Raw genomic sequence first — 16814 nt, 5'->3', positions numbered from 1 at the left:
CGGCGTGGAGACTCAGAGATGCGGAAAGTTGGGATTTTTGCGTTTGCTGTCGGGGCAGTGTCTGCCGCCACGCTGGCCGGTGCTGCGAGCATGCACGGGCGGGACGGAATGCACGGTATGGAGGCCGGGCATGGTCATGGCGCAGAGACGGCTTACGGTCGTCCCGCCGATGGGGCTGCCGAAGCCCGGCAAATCGAAATCGTGCTCTCAGAAAGCGACCAGGGCATGCACTATTCGCCCGACCATCTGGCCCTCGGCCGCGGGACAGAAGTGCGCTTTGTGCTGCACAATGAGGGCGCCCTGGAGCATGAGTTCGTGATTGGCACGGCCGCGACGAATGAGGCCCACGCTCAGGCTATGGGCGAAAACCCCGATATGGCGCACGCCGATCCCAACGCGGCCAGGCTTCAGCCGGGGGAGAGCACGACGCTCTCCTGGCAATTCACCGAGCCTGGGACTTTTGAATACGCCTGTCTCATCCCCGGCCACCGCGAGGCGGGGATGTACGGGAAGATCATCGTGAAGTGATCGACAGATCCGGCAACACGTGACCTCGGACTTCGCGGATGCGAAGTCGCGGGTCTAGTCGAAGAGACTGGAGACAGATTTTTCCAGGGCGGTGCGCGAGATCGCCTCGCCGAGAAGGGCCGCGATCGAAACCACGCGAACATTGTGCGCGCTGGTGACGGCCGCCGTCGGCTCGATGGAATCGGTAATCACGAGTTCGGTCAGCCGCGAGGCCGTGATGCGGGCGACGGCTCCGCCCGAAAGCACGCCGTGGGTGATATAGGCGGTGACGGACGTGGCGCCCTTGGCGAGCAGCGCGTCGGCGGCGTTGCACAGCGTGCCGCCGGAATCGACGATGTCGTCGACGAGAAGGCAGTCACGGCCGGCCACTTCGCCGATGATGTTCATCACTTCCGATTCGCCCGGACGCTCCCGGCGTTTGTCGACGATGGCGAGCGGCGCATCGATGCGTTTGGCGATGGCGCGTGCGCGCACCACGCCGCCGACGTCGGGCGACACGACCATGACATTGCCGAGTTCGTAATGCTCTTTCACGTCGCGCGTGAACACAGGCGCCGCATAGAGATTGTCCGTCGGGATGTCGAAGAAGCCCTGGATCTGACCGGCGTGCAGGTCGAGCGTGAGGACGCGATCCGCGCCGGCTTCAGTAATGAGATTGGCGACGAGTTTGGCGGAGATCGGCGTGCGGGCCGCCGGCTTTCGGTCCTGGCGGGCATAGCCGTAATAGGGGATCACCGCCGTAATGCGCCGCGCCGAAGCCCGTCGGAGCGCGTCGATGATGATCAACAGCTCCATCAGATTGTCGTTGGCGGGAAAGCTCGTCGATTGGATCGCGAAGACGTCTTCGCCGCGCACGTTTTCCTGGATCTCTACGAAGATCTCTTGGTCGGCGAACCGTCTTACGGCACATTTCGCCAGTTCCACATCGAGATAGGAACTGATCTGCTGCGCAAGACTCCGGTTGGAATTGCCGGCGACGATTTTCATCGGCTGGAAGCCCTCTCAAACATTCAGGCGGCTCTCCGGAGTGGCGAGCTGCAAAGGAAGCGCCTTTTGGCGCGGTCGCCCTGCACGGCGGCAAGGCTGGCGTATAGCGAACTGTGTGCGCTGATCAACCGGACGCAAGCCAGGATGTCAGTTTGTCGAGTGTTTCCTGCGAGACGAGCGCCAGCGTCTTGTCGTCGACGGCGGACCACGGATCGCTCGCCTTGCGCTCAATCATGATCTTTCCGGCAATCCGATGCACGCGCTTCAAATCGGGCGACAGCACATCCCAGACATACACGACGAGTGTTCCGTCATCTTCGGCGACAGCCGAAAGATAACCCTTCATCGTGTAATTGGCGGTCGCGTCCTGAAAGTTGGCCAGCGCGACCCCGCGACTTGTCGCGCCGCGTGCCACTTCGACGGCAAGTGCGTCTGCGATTTTCTGGGGTGGTCCGGTCAATGGTGCGAAGGCAACACGTGCGTCTGTCGTCACCTTGCCTGAACTGGACACAGTAGCACCCGGCCCGCCCGTGTTGAGGGTGGGGTTGCACGCAGCCAGAGGGATGAGCGCGAAAAACGCCAGAAGCGGAGACAGTCGCATAATCGAGCCTTTTCAGAAGGGCCTCATACCGGCTGACCGCGCCGACGTCCACCAGCTAAAGCCGCCCGTCCCCTGCGTCTATGCATGGCAGACAGACGCACCTCGTGCTTTTTGCCTATGCCAGGACAATTGCTGAGAGCAGGCGTCCATAATCCGTTTCGCCGCGATGGGTCGCACGACGATAGGAAAAGAAGCGGTCTTCATCCGCATAGGTGCAAAGATCGAGGTTTTGAGCCTCGATGCCCGCCTCCTGCAGGCGCTTCAAAATATAAGCGGGAAGATCGAACTTCGAATGGCCGGCCCGCTCGGATGGCGAGAAGAATCTCTCATTCTCTCCATCCGCGGAGACAAAGCGGTCCACAAAATCCTCGCCGACCTCGTAATTCTTGCCAGAGATGGTGGGCCCCAAAACGGCGACGATCGAGGATTGCTCGGCGCCGAGTTGCGCCATTGCGTCGATGGTGGCTTCGAGAACGCCGGAAAATGCACCCTTCCATCCGGCGTGCGCCGCGCCGATCACGCCGGCCTTCGCGTCGGCGAAAAGAACGGGTCCGCAATCGGCGGTACCGATGCCGAGAAGGATCCCGCGCCGGTCCGTCACCAGCGCATCGCAACGCGGTCCTTCACCGGGTGCCCAGACCTCGTGGACCACGGTCGCATCGCTGCTGTGGATTTGATGGGGCGTGGCGAGGAGCTCCGGCGCGACCTCCAGATGGCGGCAGGCCCGCGCGCGATTTTCCAGGATATGCAGACGATCATCTGAGGAGCCGAGCCCGGTGTTGAGGCTCGCATAGATGCCCTCCGAGACGCCGCCCTCTCGCGTAAAGAAGGCGTGACGGATATTTGGGAAGGCGAGGGCATCAGACTGGATCGGTGTCGGAGACATTCTTCTCTCAAAATCGTGGAATGGCTGGGCAAGATCGGATCATGGGGGGGCATCCCCCACAACGAAATAATGAGACTGTCGAACCCGTGTCGTTGTCTCCCATTGTCTTCAGCTCGGCGGTTGCCTTGCACCCGCTGCGGCCACGGGCAACGAGAGTTCGATGCGGCCCGATTTGGCGAAAGTGAGCGTGACCGGGATTCGTCCATTTTGTGAGAGAGGCTTCGCGAGTTCGCAGAAGACGAGATGATCGGCGCCCGGCTCGAGCCTGATCGTGCGGCCGGGCGGAATGCTGATGCTTCTGATCCGGCGTGTCTCGAGGGCACCGTCTTCATTGAAGCGCGTCTGCCGCAGCTCGCCCCGATCGGCCAAAGGCGTCTCCACATAAAGAAGGCGCTCCGGCTGCAGGCCGGTGTTGGTGATGACGAGGTAGGCGGCGGTATCCAGCGTCTGTCCCACCGTCGCCCGCACGAAGCCCGAATGAATGCGCACGGTGCCGCCCGAGGCTTCACCTAGCTGTTGGACAAGCGCCGCCGCCGGCTCTGCCGAAGCGGCGATGAGCAAAGCACAGGCGCCGAAAAGGATTTGCCGGAAATGCATCGGCGCAGGTTTCTCGAGCTTACTTCGCAGCCGCAGGAGGTTGCGTGGCTCCGATCTCAGCCGTTGGCAAAAAAAGCTCGACTTTTCCCGCATGCTCGAAAGTGAGCGTGACGGGAAACGCCTCGCCCGCAGTCAAGCCGGTCTCAAGTCCCAAAAACATCAGATGATCTCCGCCCGGCTTCAGAGTCACGCTCTCGCCCGGCTGGATCTGAAGTCCCTCGCTGATCGCCCGCATTCTCATGACACCGTCCTGCATGCTCATGGCATGGACGGCGCTTTCCTCGGCGAACGGGGTAGAGACTGAGACAAGTCGGTCCGGCTCCGAACCCTCATTTGAGATCGTAAGATAGCCTCCGGCCGACGGTGCGCCCGGTGGTGTCGCCCGCGTCCATGCATGGCTGATCGTCAGATCGCCGACCTCGATCGGTCCTGCGCCCTGAGCGAAGGCGTTTCCGCCGGCGGCGATGAGCCCCGCGGCGAGCAGTGAACGAAGAGAGCGGGAGAGCGGCATCATCTGTCCTTCCTGTCGGGATGAGGCGTATCTGCACCAGCAAGGATGGCGCCACTGCAGGCGACCGCAAGGGTGCTCAGCGTGAGCCAACGACTAAATTTAGGAGTTGGCAAAGGGTGCCGGCACGAGCCCTGGCTTGACGATCGCCAGGACCTTGAAGAGCTCTCCCATTTCCTCCGGGCCCGCGAGGCGGGTCACTTCATTGCGAAGTGCCTCCTGTTCCTCTTCGCTGCGCCCGAAACCGAGACGTCCTGCGCGTTCGACGAGCCCGAGATGCAAGAGAAACTCGCCCTGGTGCATGGGGCCGTAGACATCGGCTCCAGCCGCGAACGCGGCGTCGGACAGCGCCGCAAAATCGACGTGCGCCGTCAGATCCACCTCGCCGGGCCGTTTCAACGGATCGGCGAATTCGTGCCGGGCGACGGCCTGGAGCGTATCCCCGAAGCCCGGCTCGCCGTGGCCGTAGTCGATGATGAGAGCGCCGCCGCCGTCGCTTGCAAAACGCTCCGCCAACTCGGCCACGATCGGCGCGGCTGCAGGCCGCTCTTCCCAGACATCGCCGTCCTGCGGTTCGAACGGGACATTCTCAGGGCGCCCTGGTCCGAAGCCGAAAGTAAGTTCGCCCTCGGCATCGAGGCCGAGCATGCGCTCCTCCCAGCTTCCGCGCCTGAAGACGAACTGACGGATCGGCAGCGCATCGAAGAACTCGTTGGCAACGACAAAAAGCGGACCTTGCGGCAGCGTCTGAAGGCTTTCATGCCACTCCTTGCGCCCGGCAAAGGATGCGAGCGCCGTTTCCTGTGCCTTCGCAAGGACCGGGCTCGTCTCGACGAGATGCACAGACAACTCGCTGCAGAAGTTTGGTTTGAGACGCACGACCCGCAGGATGTCGCTTATCAAGGTGCCACGGCCGGGCCCAAGCTCGACGAGATTGACGGGCTGCGGACAGCCCGCCTGTTGCCAGAGATCGATGACCCAGGCTCCGATGATCTCTCCGAACATCTGGCTCACTTCGGGGGCCGTGATGAAATCCCCGCTCGCGCCGAACGGGTCGCGGGTGACGTAGTAGCCGTGTTCGGGATGGCCGAGGCAATGGCCCATCCAGCTTGCAAGCGTCATCGGTCCGTTGGTGCGGATGATGTCTTTCAGTGCGTCTGAAAGTGTACCCGTCACACCCCGTCCTCCGTCGCCCGTCGGCCCCGGCGCCATGCGCAGACGACCGCTCCGGCACCGATCAGGATCATGGGAAGCGATAAGATCATGCCCATTGTGAGGAACGCCGCGATGAAACCGAGTTGCGGGTCAGGCTGGCGGAAAAACTCGACGAAGATGCGGAACGCTCCATAAAAGATGAGGAAAACGCCGCTCGTCAGGCCGGGATAGCGCAGGCTCCTGAAATGATGCGTCAGGAGCCTCAGAATGAGGAACAGCAGGATCCCCTCAAGAGCCGCTTCGTAAAGCTGGCTTGGATGTCTTGGGACTCCGCCGCCGCCTGGAAACACCATTGCCCAGGGAACGTCCGTCGGGCGCCCGTAGAGCTCGCCGTTGATGAAATTGGCGATGCGGCCGAAAAAGAGGCCGAAGGGGACGGCGGTCGATACGACGTCGAAAAGCGACATCAAAGGAAGGCCGCGTTTCCAGGAGAACGCCATCATGGCCACGATCGTGCCGATCAGGCCGCCGTGGAACGACATTCCACCTTCCCACAGCCGAAAGAAGGCGAGCGGCTCGTTCAAGAAGTGGTCCGGCTGGTAGAAGAGGGCATATCCGAGCCGCCCACCGAAAATGATGCCGACGGTGATCCATAAGACGAAATCGTCGAGATCTGCGACCGTGAGAGGCGATCGATCTCCCTGCCAAAGGCGGGGATTGTTCGTCTGCCGCCTTGAGTACCACCAGCCGAGAAGGATGCCGACAAAGTAGGCGAGGCCGTACCAGCGCACGGCAAGCGGGCCGATCTCCACGGCAATGGGATCGATCTTTGGATACGGCAGGGCCACGGGAGTTCACGATGCTTCTGTTTAAAGCGCGCCGGACCCTTGCCCAGAATGGCGCTGCGGGTCAACCGGGCGCGGGCTGTGGTTGCCGCGCTCACTCTCCCGCGACCCCACGCCCTTGTCTCTCCGCTTGCGGCAGGGCATTGAGCTCCTATATCTCACCCTCTGTATGCCGCAGCGCCACCGAAGGAACGCCTGGCGTCAGTGCCACACAATGCCGGAAAGGGATCCCGATGACGCAAACCTCCAATCGCCTCATGGACGAATTCGCCAAGCTGATGACGGATGCGACGGGGGTAGCCCAGGGGGTGCGGCGCGAAGCCGAAACGGCGATGCGCTCGCAGCTGGAGCGGATCATGTCGGAGCTCGATCTCATCCAGCGCGAGGAGTTCGAAACCGTTCGTGACATGGCTTTGAAGGCGCGCGCAGAGAACGAAGCCTTGCAGCAGCGCGTCGCTGCTCTCGAAGCGCGGCTTGCCGGCGATGAAGCACGGCTTGCGGCCGACGAGGAAGGGCCTCTCGCCGACTGACATTTCTCTTCCGCGCGACAACGGCCCCGGCGTCGAGTTCGGCGTCGGGCGATCGGTCGTGGAAAAGCCGTCTTCGATCGAGCTGCGGGTTTTGCGGCACGCCTTCGTTCCTATACTTGGAAACGGAAGAGATTCGTGGCGTCATCAAATCGACACGCCCACACCTAAGGCTAAAGAACTGAAGGAGCTGCTGATTCTCATCGCGTCCCATCACTTTCCGATGCCTTGCAACCTCCCAAGATGCGAGGGCCAATTATGAGCCTGCTCGATTTTCAGACCGCTGCCGCCGGAAATCTTGTCGACCTGGTGGAGCAGATCGCCACCTACCACGATTGGAGCTTTGACCGGTCCGGCGAGGACGAAATTACCGTTTCGATCGCCGGCAGCTTCTGCGACTACAATATTTCTCTGTCATGGATGGAAGAATTGGAGGCGATGCATCTTGCTGCCGCCTTCGATTTTCGTGTCAGTGAGCGCCGGAAGACCGAGATTATGCGTCTGCTGGCGCTGGTGAACGAGCAATTGTGGATCGGCCATTTCGATCTCTGGCAGGCCGAAGGCGTCATCATGTATCGGAGCGCACTGCTTCTGTCAGACGGGGCCGAGGTCAACACCGGTCAGCTCGAGGGAATTCTCTCGGCAGCGGTGGAGGCCTGCGAGCGCTACTATCAGGCCTTCCAGTTTGTCATCTGGGCTGGGAAATCTCCCGAGGAGGCTCTCGGTTCGGTTCTTTTCGAGACGCTCGGAGAGGCTTAGACGATGACCGCCGAAGCGGCGCTTTCTGAGACCGGGCCTGTTCTCCTGATTGGAGCCGGGCGAATGGGCGGCGCGATGTTGGAGGCGTGGCTTTCCGCCGGGCTTCCGCCGGAAAGGACGATCGTCCGCGATCCGGGGCTGTCTCCGGAGAGAGCGCAAGAGCTCGGCTCCCGCGGCGTGACCATTTCGAACGGCGCTGACGAGGCCGAAAGCGCACCGCGTGTCCTGGTCCTTGCCGTCAAGCCGCAGCAGATGGACAACGTCCTGCCGGAAGCGGCGCTCTACGCAGGCAAAGAGACATTGATTATCTCGGTCGCCGCCGGCATCGCTCTCGGCCGATTGGCGAAGGGGTTTGAGGCCTCCGCGCGCATCGTCCGGATTATGCCCAACACCCCGGCGCAGGTCGGGGAAGGCATGGCCGTGGCGGTCGGCAACGATGCCGTGACCGAGCAGGACCGCGCTCTGGTCGATTCCCTGATGCGTCCGACCGGGGAGATCGCCTGGGTCGACGATGAAGGGCTGATCGATGCGGTGACGGCGGTGTCGGGCTCGGGGCCCGCTTACGTCTTCCATCTCGTCGAGGCGATGGCTGCCGCCGGCGAAGCCGCCGGGCTGCCGGCAGAGCTTTCCATGCAGCTTGCGCGCCAGACAGTGGTCGGAGGCGGGGCGCTTCTCGCCGGAAGTCCCCTCGCTGCGGAGGAGTTGCGCCGGAACGTGACGTCTCCGGGCGGCACCACCCAGGCGGCGCTCGATGTGCTGATGGCCGAGCATGGTCTGGTCGATTTGATGCGCGAGGCGGTTGCTGCGGCTAAACGGCGTTCGATCGAGCTCGGCTGAGCGCGACCTGCGGCACTGTGGCGGGGTCTTGCCCCATGAGAGCGGCCTCTATCTAAAAGAGCGCCTCGCCATATTGAGGGCAGAAGGGAATTGACCACGATGGCCACTGCCAAAACCCGCGACAAGATCATCGACGCTTTGCTCGACCTCGTGGCCGAGCGCGACTGGGATGACGTGACGCTTGCCGACATCGCCGATGCGGCGGGCGTGACCTTGCAGCAATTGCGCGAAACCTACGACGGTCGGGGCGACATCGTCGGGGATTTTTGCCGGCGCACCGATCGGGCCGTTCTTTCCAATCTCGATCCGGACATGGCATTCGAAAGCCGCCGCGAAAGGCTCTTCGATGTGCTGTTCTCGCGCTTTGAAGCTTTGGGCCCGCATAAGCATGCCATTTCCGGTCTTGCCCATTCGGCGAGGCGAGACCCGCTTCTGGCCGCGGAGCTGAACCGCCACCTTGTCACGTCGATGGCGTGGATGATGACGGCGGCCGGTATTTCATCTGGCGGACCGGGCGGGCTGGTTCGGGCGCAGGGCCTGGCTTTCCTGTGGAGCCGGGTGACGCGCACGTGGCTCAGCGACGATGACCCGGGTCTTGCGCGCACGATGTCGGCGCTCGACCGTGAACTCCGCAAGGGCGAACGGGCGGTGATGCGGCTCGACCGGCTGGCGCGTTTCCTGCCGCGGCCGCCCGGAGGCCGCCGCCACACGACGCGGCGGAGCGCGCCGGCGCCCGAAGCGGCGGCACAGTCCGAGGGCGCCAAGGCCGCCGGAGCTACCGGGGCCGACGGAGTATGAGCGATGCTGTATTCGAGACGATCGCGTTCGACGATTTTTTGAAGGTCGATATCCGTGTCGGGCGTATCGTCGAGGCGGCCCCGTTTCCTGAAGCGCGCAAACCCGCCTACAAGCTTCTCATCGATTTCGGCGAGGAGATCGGGCAGAAGAAATCCTCTGCGCAGATCACCAAGCATTATGAACCGGCCGAACTCGTCGGACGGCAGGTTCTTGCCGTCGTGAATTTCCCGCCGCGCCAGATCGGTCCGATGCGTTCGGAAGTTCTGACGCTCGGCGTGCCTGATGCCGACGGAGAGGTCGTGCTGATTGAGCCTAACCTCGACGTGCCCGTCGGTGGGCGGCTTCTCTGAAGGCCGCTACGCAGGAATAGTCACCACAGCTCTCAGTCCACCGAGCCGGCTGTCTTCCAGGACAATGTCTCCGCCATGGCTACGGGCAATGTCGCGCGCGATCGCAAGCCCAAGCCCTGTTCCCCCGACATCGACATTGCGGGAATCATCCAGCCGGTAGAACGGGCGGAACACCGCTTCCTTATCCTCGTCGCGGATCCCCGGCCCATCGTCATCGATGGTGATTTCGAGGACCCCGTCGCGGTGGGTAGCGCTGATCTCGATGCGGTCGGCAAATTTTGCCGCGTTTGTGAGAAGGTTGGAGATGCAACGGGCAAGAGCGGTCGGGCGTACGTGGATCTCCGGCTCGCCTGAGAAGTTCAGCACGACCGTGTCGCCGCTGCGCCGTGCGTGCTCGGCAAGGGTTTCGAGGAGATCGGGCAGCACGACGGCTTCCGTCTCTTCGCCCGCGTCCCCCTTGGCGAAGGCCAGATAATCTTCGAGCATACGGCTCATCTCTTCGACGTCATTCTGCATCGCCTGGCTCTCTTCGCCCTCCGGCAGGAGAGCGAGTTCGAGTCGGAACCGCGTCAGGATGGTCCTGAGATCGTGGCTGACGCCTGACAGCATTGTCGTGCGTTGTTCGATCTGGCGTTCGATGCGCTCGCGCATGTCGAGAAACGCCTGGCTCGCCTGCCGAACCTCCCGCGCTCCTCGGGGTTTGAAGTTCTCGACGTTGCGCCCTTTGCCGAAGCTCTCGGCCGCATAGGCAAGGGCGACGATCGGCTTGATCTGGTTGCGCAGGAACAACAGAGCGATCGCCAGCAGGATGATGGCGCTGCCGCTCATCCAGACGAGGAAGATATGCGAATTGGAGGCATAGGCGCGGCGACGCGGCGCGAAGACGCGCAGGACGACATCGTCTAGCCGAATGCGGATCTCGACGAGATCGGAATTGCCGACCGTGTCGATCCAGAAAGGGCGGCCGATCACCTGAGTAATCTGCTCCGACAAAGTGTGGTCGAGGAGAGAGAAGAACGGCTTCGGAACCGGCGGGGGCAGGGGGTCCGGCGGCAAAATGGAGACGGTCAGCTGAAACGTGTCGGCAGCGAGCCGTGTGACGTCGAGATAGCCCGGCTCATGCGGATAGCGTTCGATGACCGCGATGAGCGCGGCGATGTCGCCGGTGAGCGATTGCGACAGGCGCTCGGTGACGAGCTGCCAGTGCCGCTCCATGAAGACATAGGCGACGATCGCCTGGAGAATGACGATCGGGGTGACGACGATAAGAATGGAACGGGCGAAGAGCCCCTTCGGCATGCGCCCCATGAGACGGTCGCCGAGCCCGCCGAACGGCCGAATGCGTTTGAGCCGCCGGCGCCAGCGTCTGAGCGAGCGACGCAGACCTTGGTGATTGAGGCGCGCAAGCGTCCCGCGATCGGGGAAAACGGCCGAGACTGCACGTGTAAGGAACGGCGCTCGCGGCATCAGAAATCAGTCGACCATCAACCGGTAGCCGATGCCGCGAACCGTCTGCAGATGCACCGGGTTTGAGGGATCGGCTTCGATCTTGCGCCGCAATCGATTGACCTGCACGTCGACGGTGCGCTCGCCGCTCGCATCGGAGCTGGACAACAGCTCGTGGCGGGGCACGGTTTCGCCCGGACGGCTGGAGAAGGCCGTCAGCAATTCGCGTTCGCGGTCGGTGAGACGGATCGGTTCCAGCCCGCGCTTCAGCTCGCCACGCTCGAGATGGAACGTGAAGGGACCAAAGCGTACGAACTCGATTTCGCGCACGGGAGGCGGGCTCCCGCGTTTCAGGATATTGCTGATGCGCAGAAGGAGCTCGCGCGGCTCGAAGGGTTTGGCGAGATAATCGTCGGCACCGAGCTCGAGGCCCCGCACGCGGCTTTCGGCTTCCGAACGCGCCGTCAGCATCAGGATTGGCACGTCGTCGGTCTTGCGCAGACTTGCCACCAGATCCATGCCGTTTTCGCCCGGCATCATCACATCGACGATGAGGAGATCAAAGGTCATGGCCGAGAGATGGCGTCGTGCCTCTTCGGCCGAGGCCGCGACGGTCGCGCGGTAACCGCCATTCCTCAAGAAGCGGGAGAGGAGGGAGCGGATACGGTTGTCGTCATCGATGACGAGGAGATGGGGAGCATCGTCCGGCAGTTCCGCCGGCACCGCCTGTTCGGCGAGGGTCATGCGCTGGTTCTTTCCTCAAACACCCGTCGCGCCACGTCGCTCTGTTCCGCTTCATTGACCATATTGAGCAGAAAGTCTGCGACCGTGTCGCGTGCATCGGGCCCGAGACGAGCCAATGCTCTCTCGATTCGGCGAGATTGTGGTTCGCGCAACCGGGCAGCCAGGGCCTCGCCTTCGGAGGTGGCGAAGAGCAGCCTTTCCCGCCGATCGGTCTCGCCCGGCTGCTGCTCGATGTATCCCCCCGTGATGAGCTGCTTCAGAACCCGGCCGAGGCTCTGCTTGGTGATCTTCAGCATGTCCAAGAGGTCCGCCACGCGCATACCAGGGTGGCACGTCACGAAATGCAGCACCCGGTGATGCGCCCGCCCGAACTCATAGCGCGCGAGGATCGCGTCCGGATCGGAAATAAAATCTCGATATGCGAAAAAGAGCAAAGACATTAGGTCGTCATAGCGCTCTTTGGGAAAAATCGGCGCGATCCGTTCGCGTGAGGGCGTAATTACGTCAGCCATGTTGACATATTTTCCGTCGTTGACTACGAAGGTCAAGCCGTTTGTGTATGGTTGCTGGGCAGGAGAGACGGTCCAAAAGAGCGCACTCTTTCCGCAAACCTTACAAGATGCGCCGCCGAAAGCAATGCAAGCTCATGGGTAGGAGAAATCAATGGCAGGCGTTCCCTTCGATAAAATGCAAGGCAAGATCTGGCTCAATGGCGAGTTGGTCGACTGGGCCGATGCAAAGATTCATGTGCTGACACATGGTCTTCACTACGGCAGCTGCGTATTCGAGGGTGAGCGCGCCTATGGAGGGGTAGTCTTTAAGAGCCTCCAGCATACGCAACGCCTTCACGCTTCTGCGAAGATCTTGGATTTCAAGCTGCCTTATTCGGTGGAGGAAATCGAGGCGGCGAAGGCCCAAGTTCTGCGGGTGAACAATTTCACCGACGCATATCTGCGGCCCTTTGCCTGGCGCGGCAGCGAAATGATGGGTGTTTCCGCTCAGAAGAACCGGATCAACGTGGCGATCGCCGCCTGGCAGTGGCCGTCTTATTTTGATCCGGAAGAGCGGCTGAAGGGCATCCGGCTCGATATCGCGAGCTATTGCCGGCCCGATCCGCGCACCGCGCCGGTCCACGCCAAGGCAGCCGGGCTTTATATGATCTGCACGATCTCCAAACATGCGGCGGAGAGCAAAGGCTACGCCGATGCCTTGATGCTTGATTGGCGCGGCCGGGTCGCTGAATGCACGGGTGCCAACGTCTTCTTCGTGAAGGACGGGGTCCTGCATACGCCGGAACCGGATTGCTTCCTCAACGGCCTCACCCGCCAGACGGTGATCGAGCTCGCTAAGGCGCGTGGTATCGACGTCCAAGTGCGGGCGATCATGCCGGAAGAGCTCGACGGTTTTTCCGAGTGCTTCATCACCGGAACGGCCGCAGAGGTGACGCCGGTCGCTGAGATCGGACCGTATCACTTCACGCCGGGCGAGATCTCGAAGACGATGTTCGAGGATTATATCGCCGCCGTGACGCCTGCTTCGGCGCCTCAGAAGGTGGCTGCCGCAGGCTGAGGCCCGCGACTATCTGACGAATTCGAAAAGGGCGCCGCGGCGCCCTTTTTGCCGTCTGCGGAAAGGTTTGAGGGCCGACGCTGAAACGCGCTCCCCGTGCTCAGGGCTTCTGCCAGCGCCCGGCCGCGGCGTCGTCCGCGGCCCTCGCCTGCACCCAATCGCCGTCCTGATCGCCAACGCGTTCTTCCTTCTTCCAGAAAGGCGCGCGGGTTTTGAGATAATCCATCAAGAAGGATGCGGCCTCGAACGCGGCCTGACGATGGCTCGAGGCCGCGGCCACGAGGACGATCGGCTCGCCCGGTAAGATGCGGCCATGACGATGGATGGCTGTAAGACCGCTCAACGGCCATCGTGCGGCGGCTTCTTCGGCGATGCGGCCGATCTCAGCCTCCGCCATGCCGGGATAATGCTCCAGCGTGAGCGCGGCGAGCGTTCCGCCTTCGTCGCGACAATAACCGGTGAAGGTAACGAGCGCGCCGACATCGCTCCGCCCTTGCGTGAGCCGCTTGCTTTCCTCTTCGATATCAAAGGATTGCGGCTGGATCCGGATTCGAATTGTGCAGGACATGAATCACTTTCTCAGCCTTCGTCGCATTCCCGCAGATCGTGCGGTGACTGCAAGAATGGCGGCGTCAGCCGCCGGTCATCGGCGGGAAGAAAGCCACTTCTTTGGCGCCTGCGAGTGCCGCGTCATGCTCCACATGCTCGTGATCGATAGCGGCGCGGATGATGTCCGGCTCGGCGAACGCGGCCGCATAGCCTTCATCCTTGTTGGCGAGCCAGCGGATCAAATCGCCGACCGTCGTGACGTCGCCCGGCACGTCGAGACTTTCTCCAGGGCTCCCGATGCGCTCACGCACCCAAGCGAAATAGCGCAGTTCGAGGCTCATTCGTCCACCAGATGCTTCAGGCCCGCGCGGAAATAATCATAGCCGGTGTAGAGCGTCACGATCGCCGCAAGCCAGAAGAAGGCGAGGCCGAGATCGATGATGATGCCGCTTTTGGCGCCCTGAATCGCCGGCGCGATCAAAAGCGCGGCGATTGCGAAGAGCTGCATCGTCGTCTTCCATTTCGCGAGCTTGGTGACAGGCACGCTCACGCGCAATTCGGCCAGGAATTCGCGCAAGCCGGAGACGAGGATTTCACGCATCAGGATGATGATTGCCGCCCAGATCGTCCAGCCGGCGAGCATCCCGTCCGCCACCAGAATGAGGATCGCCACGGCGACCAGAAGCTTGTCGGCGATCGGGTCGAGCATGCGGCCGAGGGCTGATTGCTGTTCCCAGATGCGGGCGAGATAGCCATCGAAATAGTCCGTGACGGAAGCCGCCACGAAAATGACGAAAGCGATCCAGGGGCCGAACTCGGGGATGAAGAAGGCGCCAAGCAGCGGTGCTGCCGCGATCCGACCATAGGTCAGAACGTTCGGTATCGTGAAAGCCTGGATGTGCGGGGTGCGGGCCGCGTTCTGTGCTTCCATGCTCATGCCTCAGCTTGTTCCTTGCCCGCTCGCAGTGTCAACGGTCTCAATAGCAGTGCCTGACAAAACTTTTGTAATTGTCACGCTGATTGTTAGCCAAGACCGGTGCCATTTTGTCTCAGCCGCCATGTTCGTGGAAATGGTCGTAAATGGCTTCGGCCATCTGTTCCGAGATTCCCTCGACATCCATCAGGTCTTCGATGCCGGCCCGGCTGACGGCGCGCGCCGTGCCGAAATGCCGGAGAAGCGCCCGTTTTCGCGAAGGGCCGATCCCCGAAATCTCATCGAGTGGATTGGCGGCCATTGCCTTTTTTCTGCGGGCGCGGTGCGAACCGATCGCGAAGCGGTGTGCCTCGTCACGCAGACGCTGAATGAAATAGAGGACTGGGTCGCGATGGGGGAGCATGAAGGGAGCTTTTCCCGCCATGAAAAAGGTCTCGCGCCCCGCTTCGCGGTCGCGGCCCTTGGCGATGCTGACCACCGGCTGATCCTCGATCCCGAGCTCCTTCAGAACGGCCAGAGTTGCGGAAAGCTGTCCCTTGCCGCCGTCGATGACGACGAGATCCGGCCAGGCGGGTATCGCGTCGCTCTGTGCTTCGCTGCCATCCTCGGTCGTTTGCTCTTCCGGAGTGCGCGGACCGGCCTCCTTGAGGAGCCGTGAAAAGCGCCGTGTCAGCACCTCCCGCATCATGCCGAAATCGTCGCCGGGCGTGATCTCTTCTGAGCGGATGTTGAACTTGCGATAATGCGGTTTGGAAAAGCCCTCGGGACCGGCGACGATCATGCCGCCGACGGCATTCGTGCCCTGGATATGGCTGTTGTCGTAGACTTCGACACGTCTCGGAGGAGAGGGGAGGCCAAACGCCTCTCCGAGCCCCTGCAACAGGCGCGCCTGGCTCGATGTCTCCGCCAGCCGCCGCCCCAACGCTTCGCGCGCGTTTGTGAGCGCATGCTCGACGAGCTCGCGTTTCTCTCCCCGCTGCGGAACATGGACCTGGATGCGGTGTCCGGCGCGCTCGCTGAGCGCCTCGGAAAGCAGCGCACGTTCCTCAAACTCCTCCGAGGCGAGAACGAGTTTCGGGACCGGCTTGTCGTCGTAGAACTGCGCCAGAAAAGCCTGGAGAATCTGAGGCGCATTCATCGTCTTGTCGGCCTTCGGGAAATAGGCGCGATTGCCCCAATTCTGCCCGGTGCGGAAGAAGAACACCTGAACGCAGGCCATGCCGCCCTCCTGATGGATGGCGAAGACATCGGCCTCTTCGACACTCTGCGGATTGACGCCCTGGTGGGACTGGACATGCGACAGCGCCGCCAGCCGGTCACGGTAAACTGCCGCCTGCTCGAAATCGAAGCGAGACGAGGCGGCCTCCATCTCCTGGGCGAGCTCCGTGCGCACAGCCTGGCTGCGGCCGGACAGGAAGGCGCGGGCCTCCTCGACGAGCTTCGCATAATCCTCGACCGAGATTTCCCCGGTGCAGGGGGCCGAACAGCGCTTGATTTGATAGAGGAGGCAGGGGCGGGTTCTGCTCTCGTAGACGGAATCGGAACAGGAGCGAATGAGAAACGCCTTCTGCAAGGCATTGATCGTGCGCCCGACCGCGCCGGCCGAGGCGAAAGGTCCATAATAATCGCCCGCGCGTTTGCGGGCCCCGCGATGCTTCACGATCATCGGCGCCTCATGATCGCCGGTGATCAGGATGTAAGGGAACGACTTGTCGTCCCGCAGGAGAACGTTAAAGCGCGGCCGCAAACGCTTGATGAGATTCGCTTCCAGGAGAAGCGCCTCGGTCTCCGTGCGGGTGCGCACGAAATCCATCGCTGCCGTGGCGCGGATCATGCGCGCGATGCGGTTGTTCTGGCCGCCGAGCCGTGTGTACGAGACGACGCGCTTCTTGAGGCTGCGGGCCTTGCCGACATAGAGCACCTGACCGTGCTCGTTGATCATGCGGTAGACGCCGGGTGCGTTGGGCAGGGTTTTGACGGCAGCCGCAATCACGTCCGCACCGGGCTCCGCCCGTGGCAGTTCCTCAAACGCAATACCGGAAACCGGCTCTGCCGCAGGCGCACGAGCCGCATCGGAGGCCGTGGCGGCGTCTTTGGATGAGACGGAATCGGCCGGGTCCGCTGTCTGTGCGACCTCGGGCTCCCGACCGTTGCTGATATCCTCACTCATATGTCGTCCAAGATAGGCGCTCGT

21 protein-coding genes are annotated in these 16814 nt (G+C 62.3%); 7 read left to right on the top strand and 14 right to left on the bottom strand.

Annotated elements, in window-relative coordinates:
* Positions 1 to 18: 18 nt before the first annotated feature.
* Positions 19 to 528: a plastocyanin/azurin family copper-binding protein gene (locus tag NYQ83_RS02870; RefSeq protein ID WP_261212229.1), complete on the top strand. Its 510-nt coding sequence runs from the start codon at positions 19 to 21 to the stop codon at positions 526 to 528.
* A gap of 54 nt (positions 529 to 582) precedes the next feature.
* Here the strand turns inward: NYQ83_RS02870 and NYQ83_RS02865 are convergent, their stop codons facing one another.
* The 7 genes from NYQ83_RS02865 to lgt form a co-directional block, all read right to left on the bottom strand.
* Complete coding sequence (locus NYQ83_RS02865; protein WP_234627704.1) at positions 583 to 1515, bottom strand: ribose-phosphate pyrophosphokinase; 933 nt, start codon at positions 1513 to 1515, stop codon at positions 583 to 585.
* Positions 1516 to 1639: 124 nt separating this feature from the next.
* Positions 1640 to 2116, bottom strand: a complete 477-nt coding sequence (locus NYQ83_RS02860; RefSeq protein ID WP_261212226.1) for a hypothetical protein — start codon at positions 2114 to 2116, stop codon at positions 1640 to 1642.
* Between the two features lie 115 nt (positions 2117 to 2231).
* On the bottom strand, positions 2232 to 3002 hold the full coding sequence (gene pgeF, locus NYQ83_RS02855) for a peptidoglycan editing factor PgeF (protein ID WP_261212224.1): 771 nt from the start codon (positions 3000 to 3002) through the stop codon (positions 2232 to 2234).
* A 108-nt stretch (positions 3003 to 3110) separates the two neighbouring features.
* Complete coding sequence (locus tag NYQ83_RS02850) at positions 3111 to 3599, bottom strand: copper chaperone PCu(A)C (protein WP_261212223.1); 489 nt, start codon at positions 3597 to 3599, stop codon at positions 3111 to 3113.
* Between the two features lie 19 nt (positions 3600 to 3618).
* Complete coding sequence (locus NYQ83_RS02845) at positions 3619 to 4113, bottom strand: copper chaperone PCu(A)C (protein WP_261212221.1); 495 nt, start codon at positions 4111 to 4113, stop codon at positions 3619 to 3621.
* Positions 4114 to 4209: 96 nt separating this feature from the next.
* Complete coding sequence (locus tag NYQ83_RS02840; protein ID WP_261212219.1) at positions 4210 to 5283, bottom strand: class I SAM-dependent methyltransferase; 1074 nt, start codon at positions 5281 to 5283, stop codon at positions 4210 to 4212.
* Positions 5280 to 6110 carry a prolipoprotein diacylglyceryl transferase gene (gene lgt, locus NYQ83_RS02835; protein WP_261212218.1) on the bottom strand — a complete coding sequence of 277 codons (831 nt, stop codon included), beginning with the start codon at positions 6108 to 6110 and terminating at the stop codon, positions 5280 to 5282. The genes NYQ83_RS02840 and lgt overlap by 4 nt, the downstream gene beginning before the upstream one ends.
* A gap of 230 nt (positions 6111 to 6340) precedes the next feature.
* Here lgt and NYQ83_RS02830 point away from each other — a divergent pair, with 230 nt between their 5' ends.
* The 5 genes from NYQ83_RS02830 to NYQ83_RS02810 all read left to right on the top strand — a co-directional run bounded on the left by NYQ83_RS02830 (position 6341) and on the right by NYQ83_RS02810 (position 9378).
* Positions 6341 to 6637 (top strand): accessory factor UbiK family protein, encoded by a 297-nt coding sequence (locus tag NYQ83_RS02830; RefSeq protein WP_092815223.1) that lies wholly within the window; start codon positions 6341 to 6343, stop codon positions 6635 to 6637.
* Positions 6638 to 6892: 255 nt separating this feature from the next.
* On the top strand, positions 6893 to 7393 hold the full coding sequence (locus NYQ83_RS02825) for a YbjN domain-containing protein (protein WP_092815220.1): 501 nt from the start codon (positions 6893 to 6895) through the stop codon (positions 7391 to 7393).
* 3 nt (positions 7394 to 7396) lie between these two features.
* Entirely contained in the window at positions 7397 to 8230 is an 834-nt protein-coding gene (gene proC / locus NYQ83_RS02820; RefSeq protein WP_261212214.1) for a pyrroline-5-carboxylate reductase, read from the top strand.
* A 99-nt stretch (positions 8231 to 8329) separates the two neighbouring features.
* Entirely contained in the window at positions 8330 to 9028 is a 699-nt protein-coding gene (locus NYQ83_RS02815; protein ID WP_261212213.1) for a TetR family transcriptional regulator, read from the top strand.
* Positions 9025 to 9378, top strand: a complete 354-nt coding sequence (locus NYQ83_RS02810; protein WP_261212212.1) for a tRNA-binding protein — start codon at positions 9025 to 9027, stop codon at positions 9376 to 9378. Before NYQ83_RS02815 ends, NYQ83_RS02810 begins: the two co-directional genes overlap by 4 nt.
* A gap of 6 nt (positions 9379 to 9384) precedes the next feature.
* Here NYQ83_RS02810 and NYQ83_RS02805 read toward each other — a convergent pair whose 3' ends face one another.
* From NYQ83_RS02805 to NYQ83_RS02795, 3 genes are all read right to left on the bottom strand, one after another.
* The gene (locus NYQ83_RS02805) at positions 9385 to 10761 is read right to left on the bottom strand and encodes an ATP-binding protein (RefSeq protein WP_409976974.1); all 1377 of its coding nucleotides are present in this window, start codon (positions 10759 to 10761) and stop codon (positions 9385 to 9387) included.
* A 90-nt stretch (positions 10762 to 10851) separates the two neighbouring features.
* Positions 10852 to 11568 (bottom strand): response regulator, encoded by a 717-nt coding sequence (locus NYQ83_RS02800; RefSeq protein WP_128293807.1) that lies wholly within the window; start codon positions 11566 to 11568, stop codon positions 10852 to 10854.
* A complete protein-coding gene (locus NYQ83_RS02795; protein ID WP_234627714.1) occupies positions 11565 to 12116 on the bottom strand; it encodes a MarR family winged helix-turn-helix transcriptional regulator in 552 nt (183 codons plus the stop codon). The genes NYQ83_RS02800 and NYQ83_RS02795 overlap by 4 nt, the downstream gene beginning before the upstream one ends.
* A 115-nt stretch (positions 12117 to 12231) precedes the next feature.
* Between NYQ83_RS02795 and NYQ83_RS02790 the strand changes: the two genes are divergently transcribed.
* A complete protein-coding gene (locus NYQ83_RS02790; protein WP_261212209.1) occupies positions 12232 to 13137 on the top strand; it encodes a branched-chain amino acid aminotransferase in 906 nt (301 codons plus the stop codon).
* A gap of 100 nt (positions 13138 to 13237) precedes the next feature.
* On the opposite strand, the gene NYQ83_RS02785 is transcribed toward NYQ83_RS02790, so the two are convergent.
* The 4 genes from NYQ83_RS02785 to uvrC all read right to left on the bottom strand — a co-directional run bounded on the left by NYQ83_RS02785 (position 13238) and on the right by uvrC (position 16790).
* A complete protein-coding gene (locus tag NYQ83_RS02785; protein ID WP_261212207.1) occupies positions 13238 to 13705 on the bottom strand; it encodes a molybdenum cofactor biosynthesis protein MoaE in 468 nt (155 codons plus the stop codon).
* 64 nt (positions 13706 to 13769) lie between these two features.
* Entirely contained in the window at positions 13770 to 14027 is a 258-nt protein-coding gene (gene moaD, locus NYQ83_RS02780; protein WP_261212205.1) for a molybdopterin converting factor subunit 1, read from the bottom strand.
* Positions 14024 to 14623 carry a CDP-diacylglycerol--glycerol-3-phosphate 3-phosphatidyltransferase gene (pgsA, locus tag NYQ83_RS02775; RefSeq protein WP_234627718.1) on the bottom strand — a complete coding sequence of 200 codons (600 nt, stop codon included), beginning with the start codon at positions 14621 to 14623 and terminating at the stop codon, positions 14024 to 14026. Before pgsA ends, moaD begins: the two co-directional genes overlap by 4 nt.
* Positions 14624 to 14735: 112 nt before the next feature.
* The gene (gene uvrC, locus NYQ83_RS02770; protein ID WP_261212202.1) at positions 14736 to 16790 is read right to left on the bottom strand and encodes an excinuclease ABC subunit UvrC; all 2055 of its coding nucleotides are present in this window, start codon (positions 16788 to 16790) and stop codon (positions 14736 to 14738) included.
* Positions 16791 to 16814: the final 24 nt, after the last annotated feature.

This window comes from Afifella sp. JA880 (genome assembly GCF_025379905.1).
GTDB lineage: Bacteria > Pseudomonadota > Alphaproteobacteria > Rhizobiales > Afifellaceae > Afifella > Afifella aestuarii.
This window is presented reverse-complemented; position numbering and strand designations above follow the sequence as displayed.

What these genes read in the sequence shown, in the direction of transcription:
- NYQ83_RS02870 (WP_261212229.1), top strand. Translation starts at nt 19, where the DNA reads ATGCGGAAAGTTGGGATTTTTGCGTTTGCTGTCGGGGCAGTGTCTGCC.
- NYQ83_RS02865 (WP_234627704.1), bottom strand. Translation starts at nt 1,515, where the DNA reads ATGAAAATCGTCGCCGGCAATTCCAACCGGAGTCTTGCGCAGCAGATC.
- NYQ83_RS02860 (WP_261212226.1), bottom strand. Translation starts at nt 2,116, where the DNA reads ATGCGACTGTCTCCGCTTCTGGCGTTTTTCGCGCTCATCCCTCTGGCT.
- pgeF (WP_261212224.1), bottom strand. Translation starts at nt 3,002, where the DNA reads ATGTCTCCGACACCGATCCAGTCTGATGCCCTCGCCTTCCCAAATATC.
- NYQ83_RS02850 (WP_261212223.1), bottom strand. Translation starts at nt 3,599, where the DNA reads ATGCATTTCCGGCAAATCCTTTTCGGCGCCTGTGCTTTGCTCATCGCC.
- NYQ83_RS02845 (WP_261212221.1), bottom strand. Translation starts at nt 4,113, where the DNA reads ATGATGCCGCTCTCCCGCTCTCTTCGTTCACTGCTCGCCGCGGGGCTC.
- NYQ83_RS02830 (WP_092815223.1), top strand. Translation starts at nt 6,341, where the DNA reads ATGACGCAAACCTCCAATCGCCTCATGGACGAATTCGCCAAGCTGATG.
- NYQ83_RS02825 (WP_092815220.1), top strand. Translation starts at nt 6,893, where the DNA reads ATGAGCCTGCTCGATTTTCAGACCGCTGCCGCCGGAAATCTTGTCGAC.
- proC (WP_261212214.1), top strand. Translation starts at nt 7,397, where the DNA reads ATGACCGCCGAAGCGGCGCTTTCTGAGACCGGGCCTGTTCTCCTGATT.
- NYQ83_RS02815 (WP_261212213.1), top strand. Translation starts at nt 8,330, where the DNA reads ATGGCCACTGCCAAAACCCGCGACAAGATCATCGACGCTTTGCTCGAC.
- NYQ83_RS02810 (WP_261212212.1), top strand. Translation starts at nt 9,025, where the DNA reads ATGAGCGATGCTGTATTCGAGACGATCGCGTTCGACGATTTTTTGAAG.
- NYQ83_RS02800 (WP_128293807.1), bottom strand. Translation starts at nt 11,568, where the DNA reads ATGACCCTCGCCGAACAGGCGGTGCCGGCGGAACTGCCGGACGATGCT.
- NYQ83_RS02790 (WP_261212209.1), top strand. Translation starts at nt 12,232, where the DNA reads ATGGCAGGCGTTCCCTTCGATAAAATGCAAGGCAAGATCTGGCTCAAT.
- NYQ83_RS02785 (WP_261212207.1), bottom strand. Translation starts at nt 13,705, where the DNA reads ATGTCCTGCACAATTCGAATCCGGATCCAGCCGCAATCCTTTGATATC.
- moaD (WP_261212205.1), bottom strand. Translation starts at nt 14,027, where the DNA reads ATGAGCCTCGAACTGCGCTATTTCGCTTGGGTGCGTGAGCGCATCGGG.
- pgsA (WP_234627718.1), bottom strand. Translation starts at nt 14,623, where the DNA reads ATGAGCATGGAAGCACAGAACGCGGCCCGCACCCCGCACATCCAGGCT.
- uvrC (WP_261212202.1), bottom strand. Translation starts at nt 16,790, where the DNA reads ATGAGTGAGGATATCAGCAACGGTCGGGAGCCCGAGGTCGCACAGACA.